This window comes from Bradyrhizobium sp. SZCCHNR1098, assembly GCF_032489375.1.
In the GTDB taxonomy this organism is placed as follows: domain Bacteria; phylum Pseudomonadota; class Alphaproteobacteria; order Rhizobiales; family Xanthobacteraceae; genus Bradyrhizobium.
This window is the reverse complement of record NZ_JAUEXY010000016.1, coordinates 164,118-179,079: the sequence shown is the minus strand read 5'-3', so window position 1 is coordinate 179,079 and position 14,962 is coordinate 164,118. Positions and strand designations below refer to the sequence as shown.

The following is a 14,962-nucleotide window of genomic DNA, read 5'->3' as shown; positions in this document are numbered from 1 at the left end:
CTCCTTCGAATCGGACGAAGCTTGCCTGTCAGGAATCAACCCGGTCTGAATTGTCAGGACTCAGCCCGGTTCATACCTTCGGCGCCCCCCACCCCCAACCCCTCCCCGCGAGGGGGAGGGGAGCAGACCGGCCGCGCGGCAGGATGTCGGCACAATCCTCCGGACAGACCATTCACGATCGCCTACGACTTCGCCGGCGCCGGTGGCCCATAGGCCTCACGCTCCGCCACCGGCTCCGTCTTCTCCCGATCGCCTGCGAGCACGCGCTGCACCGAGACGAAGAACACCGGCACCATCAGCAGCGCCAGGATCACCACCGCGATCATGCCGCCCATCACGTTCGTGCCGAGCGCCTGCTGGCTGGCGCCGCCGGCGCCCGTCGCCATCGACATCGGCAGCACGCCGCAGACGAAGGCGAGGCCGGTCATGATGATCGGGCGGAAGCGCAAGGAGCAGGCCTCGATCGTCGCCGCGACCAGCGGCTTGCCGTGGGCGCGCAGGTCCTTGGCGAACTCGATGATCAGGATCGCGTCCTTGGCGGCGAGTCCGATGATGGTGATCAGCGCCACCGTGAAGTACACGTCGTTGGACAGGCCGCGCAGATTGGCGGCGACGACGGCGCCGAGGATGCCGAGCGGCACGGTCAAGAGCACCGCGAGCGGGATCGTCCAGCTTTCGTAGAGCGCGGCCAGGCACAGGAACACCACCAGTGCCGACAGGCCCAGCAGCAGCGGCGCCTGCGAGCCCGACAGCTTCTCCTGCAGCGACTGTCCGGTCCATTCATAGCCGAAGCCGCGCGGCAGCTTGCCGGCGAGCCGCTCCATCTCCTTGAGCGCATCGCCCGAGGTGTAGCCCGGCTTGGCCTCGCCGGAGATGCGGATCGCCGGATAGTAGTTGAAGCCGGCGATCTGGCTCGGTCCCCTGGCCCATTGGATCGTCGCGAACGACGAGAACGGCACCAGCTGCCCCTTGGCGTTCTTGACGCTGTAGTTGAGGATATCGTCTGCGTTCATGCGGCTGATGCGATCGGCCTGCACCACGACGCGCTGCATGCGGCCGCGGTTGGGGAAGTCGTTCACGTAAGTCGAGCCGAGATTGGTCGAGATGGTGTTGTTGATGTCCTCGAAGGTGACGCCGAAGGCGCCGGCCTTCTCGCGGTCGATCATCAGATTGACCTGGGGTCCCGGCGGCAGGCCTTCGACATAGACCTTCTGCAGCACCGGGCTGGCATTGGCCTCCGCGATCAGCTGGTCGGCGGCGGCGGTCAGCGCGGCATAGCCCTTCTGGCCGCGGTCCTGCAGGCGGAAGCTGAAGCCCGAGGAGTTGCCGAGATTGTCGATCGGCGGCGGCTGCAGCGCCGTGATCTTGGCGTCGCGCAAGCCGGCGAGATCGCGGTTGACGTCGGCGACCAGCGCCGCGGCGCCGTCACGCTTGCTGCGCTCCGACCAGTCCTTCAGCGAGATGAAGGCCTGGGCGGTGTTGACGCCCTGGCCGGCATAGCTGAAGCCGGTCAGGAAGGTGACGTTCTCGATCCCTTCGCGCTTGGCGAGATACTTCTCGACCGCCTCGACGGCCGCCTGCGTCCGCGCATAGGAGGAGTCCGCCGGTGTCTGCACGTCGGTGGTGATGAAGCCCTGGTCATCGACCGGCAGGAAGCCGCCCGGCAGCCGGATGAAGGCGAAGGTCAACCCGACCAGGAAGATCGCATAGATCAGCATCAACCGCCCGGTGCGCTTCAGCGCACCGCCGACCACGCCGGTGTAGCGGTTGCGGCTGTTGTCCATGAAGCGGTTGAACCAGCCGAACACGCCCTTCTTCGCATGGCCGTGGCCGGCCGCGACGGGCTTCAGCAGGGTCGCGCACAGCGCCGGAGTCAGCGACAGCGCCAGCAGCGCCGAGAAGCCGATCGCGGCGACCATGGTGACCGAGAACTGCCGGTAGATGATGCCGACCGAGCCGGGGAAGAATGCCATCGGCACGAACACCGCCATCAGCACCAGGGTGATGCCGATGATGGCGCCGGTGATCTGGCCCATCGCCTTGCGCGTCGCCTCCTTCGGCGACAGCCCCTCCTCGGTCATGATGCGCTCGACGTTCTCGACCACGACGATGGCGTCGTCGACGAGGATGCCGACCGCGAGCACCATGCCGAACATCGTCAGCATGTTGATGGAGTAGCCGACCAGCATCAGCGTCGCGCAGGTGCCGAGCAGCGCCACGGGGACGACGATGGTCGGGATGATGGTGTAGCGGATGTTCTGCAGGAACAGGAACATCACCACGAACACCAGCACGACGGCTTCGACCAGGGTCATCAGCACCCGCTTGATCGAGGCTTTGACGACCGGCGTGATGTCGTAGGGGATTTCATAGCTGATGTTGGACGGGAAGAAGCGCGACAGCTCCTTCATCTTGGCCTCGACCGCGCTCGCGGTCGCCAGCGCATTGCCGGTCGGCGACAGCAGCACCGAGAGACCCGCGGTCGGCTTGCCGTTGAGGCGGGTGTTGAACTGATAGCTCAAGCCCCCGATCTCGATGCGGGCGACGTCGCGCAGCCGGACCGTCGAGCCGTCGGCATTGGCGCGCAGGATGATCGATCCGAACTCGTCGGGCGAATCGAGCTGGCCCTTGACCAGCACCAGCGCCGAGGTGCGCTGCGAGGTCGTCGCGGGCTCGGCGCCGATGCTGCCCGAGGCGACCTGCGCGTTCTGCGCGCCGATCGCCTTGGTGACGTCGTCGGCGGTGAGGCCGTAGCCGACCAGCTTGGCCGGATCGAGCCAGACGCGCAGCGAGCGCTCGGTCGAATACAGCGTGGCGCGGCCGACGCCGGGAATGCGCCTGACTTCGCCGAGCACGTTGCGGATCATGAAGTCGCCGAGGCCGACCTCGTCGAGGCTGCCGTCGGTCGACTGCAGGGTGATGATCTGCAGCACCGCGGCGGAGGCTTCCTCGACCAGGATGCCCTGCTGGATGACGGCGCGCGGCAGCCGCGCCTCGACACGCTTGAGGCGGTTCTGTACCTCGACCGAGGCGTCATTGGTCGACGTGCCCGGCACGAAGTTCGCGGTGATCTCGACCTGGCCTAGCGAATCGCTGGTGGATTCGAAATTGAGAATGCCGGAAGCGCCGTTGAGCTCCTCCTCGATCAGCCGCGTCACGCTGTTGTAGAGGTTCTCCGGCGATGCGCCGGGATAGCTCGTCGAGATCGAGATCGAGGGCGGCGCGATGATCGGATATTGCGCCACCGCCAGCAGCGGAATCGCGATCGCGCCGATCAGGCAGATGAACAGCGCGACGACCCAGGCGAAGATAGGCCGGTCGATGAAGAAGCTCGGCATGCGACTTACCGCGTCGCCGACTTCGATTCGAGCTGCGTCGCGGCGCTGACCTCGGTCCAGACCTGCGGCGCGACCCTGTCGCCGGCGGCGAACTTCTGGAAGCCGTCGACGACGACCTTGTCGCCGGCGCGCAGACCGTCGGTGATCAGCACCAGGCCATCCTGGGTCGGACCGGTGCGGACCGGCCTGGCGATCGCGCGGTTGTCGTCGCGGATGACGTAGACCTCGGACCCGCCGGCCGCGTTGCGCTGCACCGCCTGCTGCGGCACGCCGACGGAGTCGCTGTCGATGCCCTGCTCGATGCGGACGCGGACATACATGCCCGGCAGGAGCTCGCGCTTCGGATTGGCGAACTCGCCGCGCAGGGTGACCTGACCGGTGGCGGCATCGACCTTGGCGTCGGAGAACAAGAGCTTGCCCGGGATCGAATACGGCGTGCCGTCGTCGAGCACGAGACGGACCTTGATCGCGTCGGGCGAGATCTGGTCGAGGTCGCCCGACTCGAACGCCCGGCGCAGGCGGTTGAGCTCGCTCACCGACTGGGTGAAGTCGGCATAGATCGGATCGAGCTGCTGGATCGTGACCAACGAGGTCTCGTTCTGGACCGCGATGGCGCCCTCGCTGACCTGGGCCGCGCCGACGATGCCGTCGATCGGCGCGCGCACGGTCGCATAGTCGAGATTGAGCTGGGCGCGCGCGAGATCGGCCTTGCGGGCCTCGATGTCGGCCGCGGCTTCGCGCTCGCTCGCGACCGCCTTCTCCTGCTCGACCTCGGGCGCAGCGCGCTCCTTGAACAGCAGGGCGATGCGGCGCGCCTGCTGCACCGCGCGCTCATGCACCGCCTCGGCCTTGGCCAGCGCCGCCCGGCTCGACAGGATCTCCACCTCGAACGGTTTCGGATCGATGCGATAGAGCGGATCGCCCGCCTTGACCTCGCTGCCCTGGCGAAACAGCCGCTCGACGATGATGCCCGAGACGCGCGGACGGACGTCGGAGACGCGGGTCGGCGCGATGCGGCCGGGCAGCTCGCGCACGATCGCTCGCGCCTTCTGCTCGACGGTCACGATGCCGACGTCGGGGATGACGATCTGCTCATTGGCGGAGGCCTGAGCCTGGATGGGGTCGTTACAGCCGGCCAGCAGCGGCGCGGCGGCCGCGAGCATCAATGCACTGCTGACCAGCGACGCGCGAAAACGAGACATGGGTGGAGGAGCCCCTCGATGATGATGAAAACCGGTCGACCGGATGGCCCAGTCATGGCGCCATTCTGGCGCTCGCCTTGCCTGCAACATAGAAAAGAGCTGCTGCGACGCAACGCGGAACTCGGGCGGCTTGATGTCACACGAACTACGTGACTGATAGATCAAGATTTTTTTGGACTCACCTAATTGTGAGTGCTTTGTGGCAGCAGGTTCCCCGCAGAATCCGCACAGTGAAACGCGAATCTCCTTCGGAGCTGCGGCATCCCGCCGCAGCAAACAAATTAGTTCGCCGGCCGCAGGCGGTAGTGACTGACGCCCCATTCACGGCCTTCGTCGTGCCCGAACAGACCCGCGGTGGCGAGGAAGAACCAGCGCCAGCGGCGCATCCACAGCGCCGTGTCGTCGCCATAGACCGGCTGCAGCACCTGCAGGATGCGGTTGTAGTCGGCATCGAAATTGGCCAGCCAGTCCCGTGCCGTGCGCTGATAATGCGTGCCGCTCCAGCACCATTCCTTCTCGACCGCGAACAGATCCGCATACTGCCGGATCAAGGTGTGGCTCGGCATGATGCCGCCGGTGAAGAAATGCTGCGCGATCCAGTCCTCGCGATCGTTGCGGTCGAACAGGTAGGATCCGGTGCGGTGGGTGAAGATGTGCATGAACAGGCGGCCGTCCGGCGCGAGCCATGATCTGACCCGCCACAGCAGCTCGCGCCAGTTCATCATGTGCTCGAACATCTCCACCGAGACGATGCGATCGAACCGCGCGTCGGGAGCGAACCCGTTCATGTCGGCGGTGATGACCCGCAAATTGAGCAGGCCGCGCGCGGCCGCCATCTCCTCGATCGCGCGGCGCTGCGAATGGGAGTTCGACACCGCCGTGATCTTCGCATGCGGGAACTGCCGGGCCATGAACAGCGACAGCGAGCCCCAGCCGCAGCCGAGCTCGAGAATGCTCTGGCCGTCCTGCAGATCGGCATTGGCGACGGTCTGGCGCAGCGCCTCCTCCTCCGCCTCCTGCAGGGTCGAGACCGGCTCCTTGTAGAAGCAGCAGGAATATTTGCGGTTCGGCCCGAGCACGCGGGCGAAGAACGCCGCCGGCACCTCGTAGTGCTGGCTGTTCGCCGCGTCGGTATGCTCGGCGATCGGGCGCATCGTCAGCACGCGGGCGAACTCTGCATCACCCATTGCATCGGCCCCGCCCAGCCGCGCCGCGGTGCGTGCGCACAATTCGGAGATCGCTGAGCGGATGACGGCGTCAGGCAGCGGCACACGCTCGGCGGCGCCGATGATGGTCGAGATGAAGCTCATGCAGTGGCTCCGTTACTTCGTAAAAGGATTTGGCGGCAGGGGAAAGAACGCGCTGGTGCGCGCCTGGTAGGCCCGGTAGCGATCGCCGCGCGAGCGCAGCATCTGCTGTTCCAGCGGCGGGATGCCGGTGACGTGGACCAGGATCCAGTACATGAACAGCGGCGCGAGCAGGCTGGCGAAGCCCCACGGATGATCGAATGACAGCGCGATGACCGGGTAGGACAGCCAGCACACCCATTCGAAGAAATAGTTGGGATGGCGCGACCAGCGCCACAGGCCGACGTCGCACACCTTGCCCTTGTTGGCGGGATCTGCGCGGAACGCCTTGAGCTGGGCGTCGGCCAGTCCCTCGCCGGCGATGCCTGCGAACAGCACGAAGATGCCGAGATAGTCCTGCAGACGCAGCTCGGCGGCCGGCGCATGGGCCGCGACGAACATCGCGAACACCAGCGGGATCGAGCCCCAGGCCTGCTGCTGCAGGAACAGGAACATGCGCCGCGGTGCGGCCGCGCCCCATTGCCGGGCAAACTCCGCATAGCGCGGGTCGTCGGACATGCCGCGGCTGCGTGCCGCGACATGGCCGCCGAGCCGCAGCGACCAGATCGCCACCAGCACCGCGACCAGCCACTGCCGCGCGTTGGGGGCGGCGCCGCCGGCGGGCCAGATCGCGCCGGCGGCGCCGACCAGCCCGACGGAAAATGTCCAGATCGTGTCGACCCAGCCGGAGTTGCCGCTGCGCTGCTGCACGACCCAGGCGAGCCCCATCAGCACCGACATCGCCGCGGCCATCGCCAGGAGCGCTTGCAGATATTCAACGACGGTCATGACAAAGCCAGGGCGTTCCCGCTAGATATGAGCCACGGGACTAACTACGCCGCGGATGCCCGCCGGTTTCAGCCATAGTTCCGCGCAGGGGACGGGGATTGCGCCGATCGCGGCTTTTTTCCCGCTGCTGCTGTGCCATAGTGGATTTCAGGGACCGGTCCCCGCAACGGATGTCATCGACAATGCCTCAAGGCTCCCCTTCCCGCTCCGCGATGGACGTCGAAATGACCAAATTGTCCTCGCCCCGGATCTTCCTGGTGCGGATGCTGGTCTTCCTGGTGCTGTGCGCGCTGGTCGGCGTCGTGCTCTACAAGCAGATCATCATGGCGTTCTTCGCCAATCCCGGCCTCAACGCCCTGATCGGGGCGGTGCTGCTGATCGGCGTCATCCTGTCGTTCCGACAGGTGGTCCGGCTCTATCCGGAAGTGTCCTGGGTCAACAATTTCCGCATCGCCGATCCCGGCCTGGCGGTGCCTCGTCACCCGGTCCTGCTGGCGCCGATGGCCGCCATCCTCGGCCGCGAGCGCTCGGGGCGGATGTCGATCTCACAGCAGACCATGCGCCATCTGCTCGACTCGATCGCTACGCGCCTGGACGAGGCCCGCGACATCTCCCGCTACATGACCGGCCTGCTGGTGTTCCTCGGCCTGCTCGGCACGTTCTGGGGCCTGATCGAGACGGTCGGCTCGGTCGGCAAGGTGATCGAGGGCCTCAAGGTCGGCGGCGACGCCGGCGCGCTGTTCGATACGCTGAAGGGCGGCCTTGCCGCGCCGCTGGGCGGCATGGGCATCTCGTTCTCGTCCTCGCTGTTCGGCCTCGCCGGCTCGCTGATCCTCGGCTTCCTCGACCTGCAGTCGAGCCAGGCGCAGAACCGCTTCTATACCGACCTGGAAGACTGGCTCGCGGGCACCGTGCGCGAATATGGCGGGACGGGCGATACCGGGGCCGATCTCTCGGTCGCCATCGAGCGGCTGCGCACCGCCATGGAGGACGGCTCGAACCGCGGCGCCACCGCGGCGATGGCCAACCTCGCCGAGGCGATCCAGGGGCTGGTCGGGCACATGCGCACCGAGCAGCAGATGATCCGCGAATGGGCCGACGGCCAGGGCGAGCAGAACCGCGAGATCAAGCGGCTGCTGGAGCGGCTCGCGCGGCAGACCGAGAAGAGTTGAGCTGCTCCACCGGCCGGCCGAAGACGAACTAGGAGACGCTGAATGGCGCTTGCCCGTACCCGCCGTGGAGATTCCGGCCTCAACTACTGGCCGGGCTTCGTCGATGCGCTGTCGACGCTGGTGCTGTCGATCGTGTTCCTGCTGACCGTGTTCCTGGTGGTGCAGTTCTTCCTGTCGCAGGAGGTCACCGGCAAGGACAAGGCGCTGGAGCAGCTCAACGCCAAGATCGCGCAGCTCAACGAGATGCTGTCCCTGGAGAAGCTCGGCAAGCTCTCGCTGGACGACCAGGTTGCGCAACTGCGCGCCGGGCTCGCAAGCGCCGAAGCCGAGCGCGACCGCGTCAAGGGTCTCTATGACGGGCTCGCCAATGCCGGCAGCAATGCCGCCGGCCGCGCCAACGAGCTCAACCGGGCGCTCGACTCCGAGAAGCAGGTCACGGCGCGGGCGCTGGCCCAGATCGAGGTGCTCAACCAGCAGATCAGCGCATTGCGCCGCCAGCTCGCCGCGCTCGAGGATGCGCTCGATGCCTCGGAGAAGCGCGACAAGGAATCGCAGAGCCGCATCGCCGATCTCGGCTCGCGCCTCAACGTCGCGCTGGCACAGCGGGTGCAGGAGCTGACCCGCTACCGCTCGGAGTTCTTCGGCCGGCTGCGCGCCATCCTCGGCAACCGTCCCGACATTCGCGTCGTCGGCGACCGCTTCGTGTTCCAGTCCGAGGTGTTCTTCGACACGGGGCAAGCCACCCTGCTGCCCGAGGGCCAGCAGGAGCTGAACTCGGTGGCGACGGCGCTGGTCGATCTCGACAAGCAGATCCCCGCCGAGATCTCCTGGGTGCTGCGGGTCGATGGCCACACCGACGTTCGTCCGATCAACAGCCCGGTGTTCAAGTCGAACTGGGAATTGTCCTCGGCGCGCGCCATCTCGGTGGTGCAGTATCTGATCTCGCTCGGCGTGCCTGCCCAGCGTCTGGTCGCGGCCGGCTTCGCCGAATTCCAGCCGCTCGATCCCGCGAATACCGAGGAGGCCTTCCGCCGCAACCGGCGCATCGAGCTGAAGCTGACGGAGCGGTGAGTTGAGACGACACGCCTCTCACCACGTCATGGCCAGGCTTGTCCCGGCCATCCAAGCCGTCGGAGGTCTCCAGGCTGGAAAGGCGTGGATGCCCGGCACGAGGCCGGGCATGACGACCTCATCTTGACCGTGCCCTTCACTCTTCGCCCCTATCGCGCCGCCGACGAGGACGCTGCGATCGCGCTGTGGCAGGAGACGTGGCAGCTCGCTTATCCCGCCATCGACTTTGCCGCGCGGGTGCCGTGGTGGCGCGAGCGCTGGCGCAGCGAGCTGGTACCGAAGGCTGAGGTGATCGTGGCCGAGACGGAGGGCACCCTCGCCGGCTTCGTCACCATCGATGCTACCGGCTATCTCGATCAGCTCGTGGTGTCGCCCCAGCATTGGGGCTCGCCGCTGGCGACGCAGCTCGTCGACGTGGCCAAGCAGCGTTCGCCCGGCGGCATCACGCTGTTGGTCAACAAGGACAACGCCCGCGCCATTCGCTTCTACAAGCGCTGCGGCTTCGCGGAGGCCGGCGAGGACGTCAACCCGACGTCGGGCCGTCCGGTGCTGCGAATGGCGTGGACGCCTTAGAAGCGATTGGATTGCACTGCGGCGACACACACCACTGTCGTCCCGGACGACCGAGCGCAGCGAGGGCAGATCCGGGACCCATACGCCGCGGCAGAGGTTTTGCGACGAGTGGGTGTCCCTGGCATTCGGGCGCCAAACATCGGTCTGTGGTTATGGGCCCCTGCGTTCGCAGGGGCGACACCGAGGGTGCAGCGATCAGCAACTACACGCCGCGAAACAGCACACCGATCGTCAACACCACGAACGCAATCGCCAGCGCATCGAAGGCGTGCGCGGCCGACAGCAGCGGCACCGAAGCGTGCATGTAGTGCGCGAGCATCGCGACGAGGGCGAGCACCAGCGCGATTGCGAAGATCACGAACGAGGGCGGCGTGAGGGCAAAACTGCCACGACGATAAGGCATGTCCGTTGCTCCTGTTAGGACCAGGCACGCCTGCTACGAGCGGCGCGCCATCTGTTCCGGCAGGGAACGTACAAGGCGGGAGAAAGGTTGCAGGGTCGGGAACGAGAATTCGAGGGTGTTGCCGGCCGTCCACGGTGTTGCAGGAACTACACGCCCTCGAACTGCAGCCGGGCCAGCCGCGCATAGAGACCGTTGGCCGCAACCAGCGACGTGTGGGTGCCCTGCTCGACGATGCGGCCGCGGTCCATGACCAGGATGCGGTCGCAGGACAGCACCGTGGCGAGTCGATGCGCGATCACCAGGGTGGTGCGGTCCTTCATCAGCCCCTCGAGCGCAGTCTGTACCAGCGTCTCGCTCTCGGCGTCGAGCGCCGAGGTCGCCTCGTCGAGCAGCAGCAGCGGCGCATCGCGCAGGATGGCGCGCGCGATGGCGATGCGCTGGCGCTGGCCGCCCGAGAGCGTGACGCCGCGCTCGCCGAGCGAGGTGTCGAAGCCGTTCGGCAAGCGGCGGATGAATTCGCTGGCATGAGCGAGATCGGCGGCGCGCTCGACCTCGGCGTCGGTCGCCTCGGGCCGGCCGAAGCGGATGTTCTCGCGCGCACTGGCGGCGAACACCACGGATTCCTGCGGCACCAGCGCGATGCGCTCGCGCATCTTGCGCGGGTCAGCCGCGCGCACCGGCACACCGTCGAATGAGATCGAGCCGGACGCGGGATCGTAGAAGCGCAGAAGCAGATGGAACAGCGTGCTCTTGCCGGCGCCGGAGGGGCCGACGATTGCGACCTTCTCACCGGCGCGGATCACAAACGAGACATCGTCGAGAACGCAGACGTCTGGGCGACCCGGATAGGCGAAGCTGACCCGCTCGAAGCCGAGGTCGCCACGCGCCGGCTCCGGCATCGGGCGCGGTTGCGCGGGCGCCGTGATTTCCGGCTGCACGTGCAACAGCTCGAACAGCCGCTCGGCCGCGCCGGACGCCGCCGACACTTCGCCCCAGACCTCCGAGAGCTGGCCGAGCCCGGCGGCCGCGAAGGCCGCGTAGAGCACGAACTGACCGAGCCGTCCGGCGCTGATCGCACCGGTCAGCACGTCGTGCGAGCCGACCCAGAGGATCGCGACGACGCTGGAGAACACGATGAAGATGATGATCGCGGTGAGCACGCCGCGCGCCTGGGTCGAGACCCGCGCCGCCTCATAGGCCTGCTCGACCTCTCCGCCGAAGCGCGCCGCCGCGAGCCTCTCGCTGGTATAGGCCTGCACCGTCCTGATCGAACCGATCAGCTCGGACGCATAGGCCGAGGCGTCGGCGAGCGTGTCCTGGGCGTTGCGCGACAGCCGCCGGACCCAGCGCCCGAACGCCACCAGCGGCAGCACGATCAGCGGGATCGCCAGCAGCACGAAGCCGGACAGCTTCGGGCTCGTGATCACCATCATTGCGGTGGCCCCGATGAACAGCAGCAGATTGCGCAGCGCGATGGACACGGAGGCGCCCGCCGCCGATTTGATCTGGGTGGTGTCGGCGGTGAGCCGCGACACCAGCTCGCCGGAGCGCGCGGAATCGAAGAACGACGGCGACAGCGACATCAGATGCGCGAACACGTCGCGCCGGAGATCGGCGACGATGCGCTCGCCGATCGTCATGACGAGGTAGTAGCGGGCCGCGCTTGCCAGCGCGAGCACCGCCACCACGGCGATCATGACGCTGAAATAGCTGTTGATCAGTTCGATGCCTTTCGGCGTGAAGCCGAAATCGATCATGCGGCGGACCGCGATCGGGACCAGCAGCGTGGTCAGCGCCGCGACCGTGAGCGCGATCAGCGCCAGGAGGGCACGGCCGCGATAGCGCAGGACATAGGGAGACAGCGCCAGCAGCGGGCGCAGCTTCGAGCGCCGCACAGGGCTTGCCGGCTCGGCCAATGCCTCGACGGCCGCAACGGCATCTCCGACCGGATCCTGCCCTGGGGCAGCGCCCTGCCGCTCGTCAAGCCGTTCCACTACGCTCATGGGCCACCTGAGAATTGTTCCAAATACCGATCTGCCGTCCTGATAGGCCTGCCGGGCCGGGCTTGGCAAATCCGGAAACGTACCAAGGTGTTCATCCGCGACCTTGGCTTGTTTTGGGCAGAACCTTGGGCTATAGAGCCCGGCAATTGTCCCCCTTCAGTGACGACAGGATCAGGCGCGGCCGCGCCGCATCATGTCTTCGCATCGTGCCGTAGGATCAGCCATGAAAGCCGACATTCACCCGAATTATCATACGATTACGGTCGTGATGACCGATGGCACCGAGTACCAGACCCGCTCGACCTGGGGCAAAGAGGGCGACAAGCTCAACCTCGACATCGACCCCAAGTCGCACCCGGCGTGGACCGGCGGCACCCAGCAGCTGATGGATCGCGGCGGCCGCGTCTCCCGCTTCCAGAAGAAGTTCCAGGGCTTCCTCAAGAAGGATTGATGCCTTCTTGCCCCCGGTACCGGCCTTCCAGGCCTGCGCCTGATGGACAGCTCACAGCAAAACGCCCCCGGAGACGGGGGCGTTTTTGTTTCTGGGCTGGTCGCAACGAGACCTTCGGCTGGGGGAGCGGCCCGGCGGGGCCGCCCGATGCCGGGGCCTACTGCTCGAACGCGGCCTTCAGCCGGTTGAGATGCGGCACCAGAGGATTGCCGATCGCGCTCTGGTCCGGCGGCGGGGAATGAATGGTCGAGTCGAGCCGGCGGACCCGCACCTGCAGGCTCATCGAGCGGGAGATCAGGCTCTGCAGCTGCTGCGGCAGCTTCTCCAGCAGATCATCCGGCCCGGGGTCTGCAGCGGTCAGCTTGACCTTGGTCTTCTCGCGGTTGGCCTGGCTCAGGGTCATCTCGCCCTCCTTCACCGCGCGGTGCAGGAGCAGCCAGGACGCCAGTTGCATCAGGCGGGTGGTGAGACGCATGCTCTCGGTCGCGTAGGTCAGGCTGACGGCGCGGTCGAGCGCCTTGGCCTCGTTGCGGCCGTCGCCATCGAGATAGGCGGCGGTCTCCTCGACCAGATCCATGCCTTCCCGGAACAGCGCGCCGAATGCAGCAGAATTGGTGAGCCGCTCGTTGAACTGAACCAGAGCGCCATCGCCCAGCAAACGGTCCGACATGGTTAACGCCTCTTAAACGCGACTGTTTACGCAACCCGGCAACGACGCCGGTATGATGAACAAATCATTGCGCGGCCGGTTTCGAGAGTCCAGCAGCAACGCCTTTTATGGTTTCCACGGCGTGGGCCATGCCGTGCCCTCGTACCATTTGCGACTGCAACACGGCCGATCGCGGCCGAGTCGCACGATCAGCTCAACTAGCAACCATGATCACGGCAATAGTTTGCAGTCGTCGAACGAGGATCGTCACGCCTGCCGCGGCACACAGGATTTTCGCGCGCGACCTGCTGGCGACCGAAGACCGGCGCGGGCGCAATGAGCAGGCACGACGTTCGTTCCACGATCGCCGCCTGCGCATGGGGGGCACGCCAAGGACGACCGCCCGGCTCGGCGCGGGCGCAAAAAAAGAGCCGCCGTTTCCGGCGGCTTTGAAGTTGATAACAGGGAGGCGTCAAACAGAGTGGACAGGAGCCACTCGGTGTCCAAACGAGGACGGTTTCGGTTGTAAACGCGAAAGCTTAATCAACCGTAAATGGCGAAAATTTTTCAATCTTCGTTAGCCATGTCGGCCACTGGCCGACCGTGTTTCTACGGCCGCGAGGTTCACGACTTGAAGATGCTGGCGGCGGCATCACGCGAGGCGCGCTTTTTCGCCACCGCCTGCTCGATGCGCTCGATCTCGGCGCGGAGCAGCGCCACTCGGCTGGTCAGCTCCTCGACCGACAGCATCGACAGATCCTGCCCGATCTCGTGCGAAACGGCCTTGCGCGGCCGGTCGTCGTCCTCGTTTGCCATCTCACCCTCCTCCCGGTTGCCAGCCATGCCCCGGCTGGCTTAAGCACGCGGCAGCACCCGCTTTCAGCCCTCGCCGAAGGATTTCTCATGGAACAGCTGCCCGCGCAAATGACCGTGGTCGCCATCAGCCAGCCGGGCGGACCCGAGGTGCTCAAGCCGGAAACCCGGCCCGTCCCCAAGCCCGGCCCCGGCGAGATCCTGATCAAGGTGAAGGCCGCCGGCGTTAACCGTCCCGACGTCGCCCAGCGCTCCGGGAGCTATCCGCCGCCGCCCGGCGCCAGCGACCTGCCGGGGCTGGAAGTGGCCGGGGAGGTCGTGGCGCTCGGCGAGGGCGCCGTCCGGCACAAGCTCGGCGACACCGTGATGTCCCTGGTCGCCGGCGGCGGCTATGCGCAATATTGCATCGCACAAGATGCGCAGGCGATGGCGGTCCCCTCCGCGCTCTCAATTCTGGAAGCCGGCGCCCTGCCCGAGACCCTGATGACGGTCTGGCACAACGTGTTCGAGCGCGGCGGCCTCAAGCAGGGCGAGACCCTGCTGGTGCATGGCGGCTCTTCCGGCATCGGCACCATGGCGATCCAGCTCGCCAAGGCGTTCGGCGCCAAGGTGCTGGTCACCGTCGGCTCGCAGGACAAGGCCGACGCCTGCGTTAAGCTCGGCGCCATCAGAGCCATCAACTACAAGACCGAGGATTTCGTCGCCGTGGTCAAGGAGGCGACCGGCGGCAAGGGCGCCAACGTCATCCTCGACATGGTCGGCGGCGACTACATCGAGCGCAACTACGACGCCGCGGCCACCGATGGCCGCATCGTCCAGATCGCCTTCCTGGGTAGCCCGAAGGCGACCGTCAATTTCGTCAAGCTGATGGTCAAGCGCCTGACCCATACCGGATCCACGCTGCGCCCGCGCAGCAACGCCGACAAGGCGGCGATGGTGGCGGCGATCGAGGCCAGGGTGATGCCGTTCCTGCGCGAGGGCCGCATCAAGCCGCTGATGGACTCGACCTTTCCCCTCGTGGATGCAGCGAAAGCGCATGCACGCATGGAGACGAGCCAACATATTGGCAAAATTGTGTTGGAAATCTAGGTGCAGTCTAAACAGAGCGTGTTTGGAAACTCTTTGATTCTCCTCGCTTTCGTGCCAATGATC

Annotated in this window: 13 protein-coding genes; 5 read left to right on the top strand and 8 right to left on the bottom strand. The window is 66.4% G+C overall.

The window, feature by feature from the left end; genetic code table 11:
- Positions 1 to 182 precede the first annotated feature (182 nt).
- The 4 genes from QX135_RS28695 to QX135_RS28680 all read right to left on the bottom strand — a co-directional run bounded on the left by QX135_RS28695 (position 183) and on the right by QX135_RS28680 (position 6,675).
- The gene (locus tag QX135_RS28695; RefSeq protein ID WP_316181579.1) at positions 183 to 3,338 is read right to left on the bottom strand and encodes a multidrug efflux RND transporter permease subunit; all 3,156 of its coding nucleotides are present in this window, start codon (positions 3,336 to 3,338) and stop codon (positions 183 to 185) included.
- Between the two features lie 5 nt (positions 3,339 to 3,343).
- Entirely contained in the window at positions 3,344 to 4,540 is a 1,197-nt protein-coding gene (locus QX135_RS28690) for an efflux RND transporter periplasmic adaptor subunit (RefSeq protein WP_315734436.1), read from the bottom strand.
- Positions 4,541 to 4,821: 281 nt separating this feature from the next.
- Entirely contained in the window at positions 4,822 to 5,850 is a 1,029-nt protein-coding gene (locus QX135_RS28685; protein WP_316181581.1) for a cyclopropane-fatty-acyl-phospholipid synthase family protein, read from the bottom strand.
- A gap of 12 nt (positions 5,851 to 5,862) precedes the next feature.
- A complete protein-coding gene (locus QX135_RS28680; protein WP_315783589.1) occupies positions 5,863 to 6,675 on the bottom strand; it encodes a DUF1295 domain-containing protein in 813 nt (270 codons plus the stop codon).
- A gap of 182 nt (positions 6,676 to 6,857) precedes the next feature.
- On the opposite strand from QX135_RS28680, the gene QX135_RS28675 reads away from it, so the two are divergent.
- The 3 genes from QX135_RS28675 (at position 6,858) to QX135_RS28665 (ending at position 9,491) form a co-directional block, all read left to right on the top strand.
- The gene (locus QX135_RS28675) at positions 6,858 to 7,847 is read left to right on the top strand and encodes a flagellar motor protein MotA (protein WP_315734443.1); all 990 of its coding nucleotides are present in this window, start codon (positions 6,858 to 6,860) and stop codon (positions 7,845 to 7,847) included.
- A 42-nt stretch (positions 7,848 to 7,889) separates the two neighbouring features.
- On the top strand, positions 7,890 to 8,918 hold the full coding sequence (locus tag QX135_RS28670; RefSeq protein WP_315753304.1) for a peptidoglycan -binding protein: 1,029 nt from the start codon (positions 7,890 to 7,892) through the stop codon (positions 8,916 to 8,918).
- A gap of 123 nt (positions 8,919 to 9,041) precedes the next feature.
- Positions 9,042 to 9,491, top strand: coding sequence for a GNAT family N-acetyltransferase (locus QX135_RS28665; RefSeq protein WP_315775430.1), 450 nt, complete (start codon positions 9,042 to 9,044; stop codon positions 9,489 to 9,491).
- Positions 9,492 to 9,693: 202 nt separating this feature from the next.
- Here QX135_RS28665 and QX135_RS28660 read toward each other — a convergent pair whose 3' ends face one another.
- Positions 9,694 to 9,894 carry a hypothetical protein gene (locus QX135_RS28660; protein ID WP_006614616.1) on the bottom strand — a complete coding sequence of 67 codons (201 nt, stop codon included), beginning with the start codon at positions 9,892 to 9,894 and terminating at the stop codon, positions 9,694 to 9,696.
- Between the two features lie 146 nt (positions 9,895 to 10,040).
- Complete coding sequence (locus QX135_RS28655) at positions 10,041 to 11,897, bottom strand: ABC transporter ATP-binding protein/permease (protein WP_315813647.1); 1,857 nt, start codon at positions 11,895 to 11,897, stop codon at positions 10,041 to 10,043.
- A gap of 223 nt (positions 11,898 to 12,120) precedes the next feature.
- Here QX135_RS28655 and rpmE point away from each other — a divergent pair, with 223 nt between their 5' ends.
- Positions 12,121 to 12,348 (top strand): 50S ribosomal protein L31, encoded by a 228-nt coding sequence (gene rpmE / locus QX135_RS28650; protein WP_015664357.1) that lies wholly within the window; start codon positions 12,121 to 12,123, stop codon positions 12,346 to 12,348.
- Between the two features lie 157 nt (positions 12,349 to 12,505).
- Here rpmE and QX135_RS28645 read toward each other — a convergent pair whose 3' ends face one another.
- On the bottom strand, positions 12,506 to 13,018 hold the full coding sequence (locus QX135_RS28645; RefSeq protein WP_315713893.1) for a DUF1465 family protein: 513 nt from the start codon (positions 13,016 to 13,018) through the stop codon (positions 12,506 to 12,508).
- Between the two features lie 603 nt (positions 13,019 to 13,621).
- On the bottom strand, positions 13,622 to 13,813 hold the full coding sequence (locus QX135_RS28640) for a DUF1192 domain-containing protein (RefSeq protein ID WP_315713892.1): 192 nt from the start codon (positions 13,811 to 13,813) through the stop codon (positions 13,622 to 13,624).
- A gap of 87 nt (positions 13,814 to 13,900) precedes the next feature.
- Between QX135_RS28640 and QX135_RS28635 the strand changes: the two genes are divergently transcribed.
- Positions 13,901 to 14,899 carry an NAD(P)H-quinone oxidoreductase gene (locus tag QX135_RS28635; protein WP_316234406.1) on the top strand — a complete coding sequence of 333 codons (999 nt, stop codon included), beginning with the start codon at positions 13,901 to 13,903 and terminating at the stop codon, positions 14,897 to 14,899.
- Positions 14,900 to 14,962: the final 63 nt, after the last annotated feature.

What these genes read in the sequence shown, in the direction of transcription:
- QX135_RS28655 (WP_315813647.1), bottom strand. Translation starts at nt 11,897, where the DNA reads ATGAGCGTAGTGGAACGGCTTGACGAGCGGCAGGGCGCTGCCCCAGGG.
- QX135_RS28660 (WP_006614616.1), bottom strand. Translation starts at nt 9,894, where the DNA reads ATGCCTTATCGTCGTGGCAGTTTTGCCCTCACGCCGCCCTCGTTCGTG.
- QX135_RS28670 (WP_315753304.1), top strand. Translation starts at nt 7,890, where the DNA reads ATGGCGCTTGCCCGTACCCGCCGTGGAGATTCCGGCCTCAACTACTGG.
- QX135_RS28680 (WP_315783589.1), bottom strand. Translation starts at nt 6,675, where the DNA reads ATGACCGTCGTTGAATATCTGCAAGCGCTCCTGGCGATGGCCGCGGCG.
- QX135_RS28640 (WP_315713892.1), bottom strand. Translation starts at nt 13,813, where the DNA reads ATGGCAAACGAGGACGACGACCGGCCGCGCAAGGCCGTTTCGCACGAG.
- QX135_RS28635 (WP_316234406.1), top strand. Translation starts at nt 13,901, where the DNA reads ATGGAACAGCTGCCCGCGCAAATGACCGTGGTCGCCATCAGCCAGCCG.
- rpmE (WP_015664357.1), top strand. Translation starts at nt 12,121, where the DNA reads ATGAAAGCCGACATTCACCCGAATTATCATACGATTACGGTCGTGATG.
- QX135_RS28675 (WP_315734443.1), top strand. Translation starts at nt 6,858, where the DNA reads ATGCCTCAAGGCTCCCCTTCCCGCTCCGCGATGGACGTCGAAATGACC.
- QX135_RS28690 (WP_315734436.1), bottom strand. Translation starts at nt 4,540, where the DNA reads ATGTCTCGTTTTCGCGCGTCGCTGGTCAGCAGTGCATTGATGCTCGCG.
- QX135_RS28685 (WP_316181581.1), bottom strand. Translation starts at nt 5,850, where the DNA reads ATGAGCTTCATCTCGACCATCATCGGCGCCGCCGAGCGTGTGCCGCTG.
- QX135_RS28645 (WP_315713893.1), bottom strand. Translation starts at nt 13,018, where the DNA reads ATGTCGGACCGTTTGCTGGGCGATGGCGCTCTGGTTCAGTTCAACGAG.
- QX135_RS28695 (WP_316181579.1), bottom strand. Translation starts at nt 3,338, where the DNA reads ATGCCGAGCTTCTTCATCGACCGGCCTATCTTCGCCTGGGTCGTCGCG.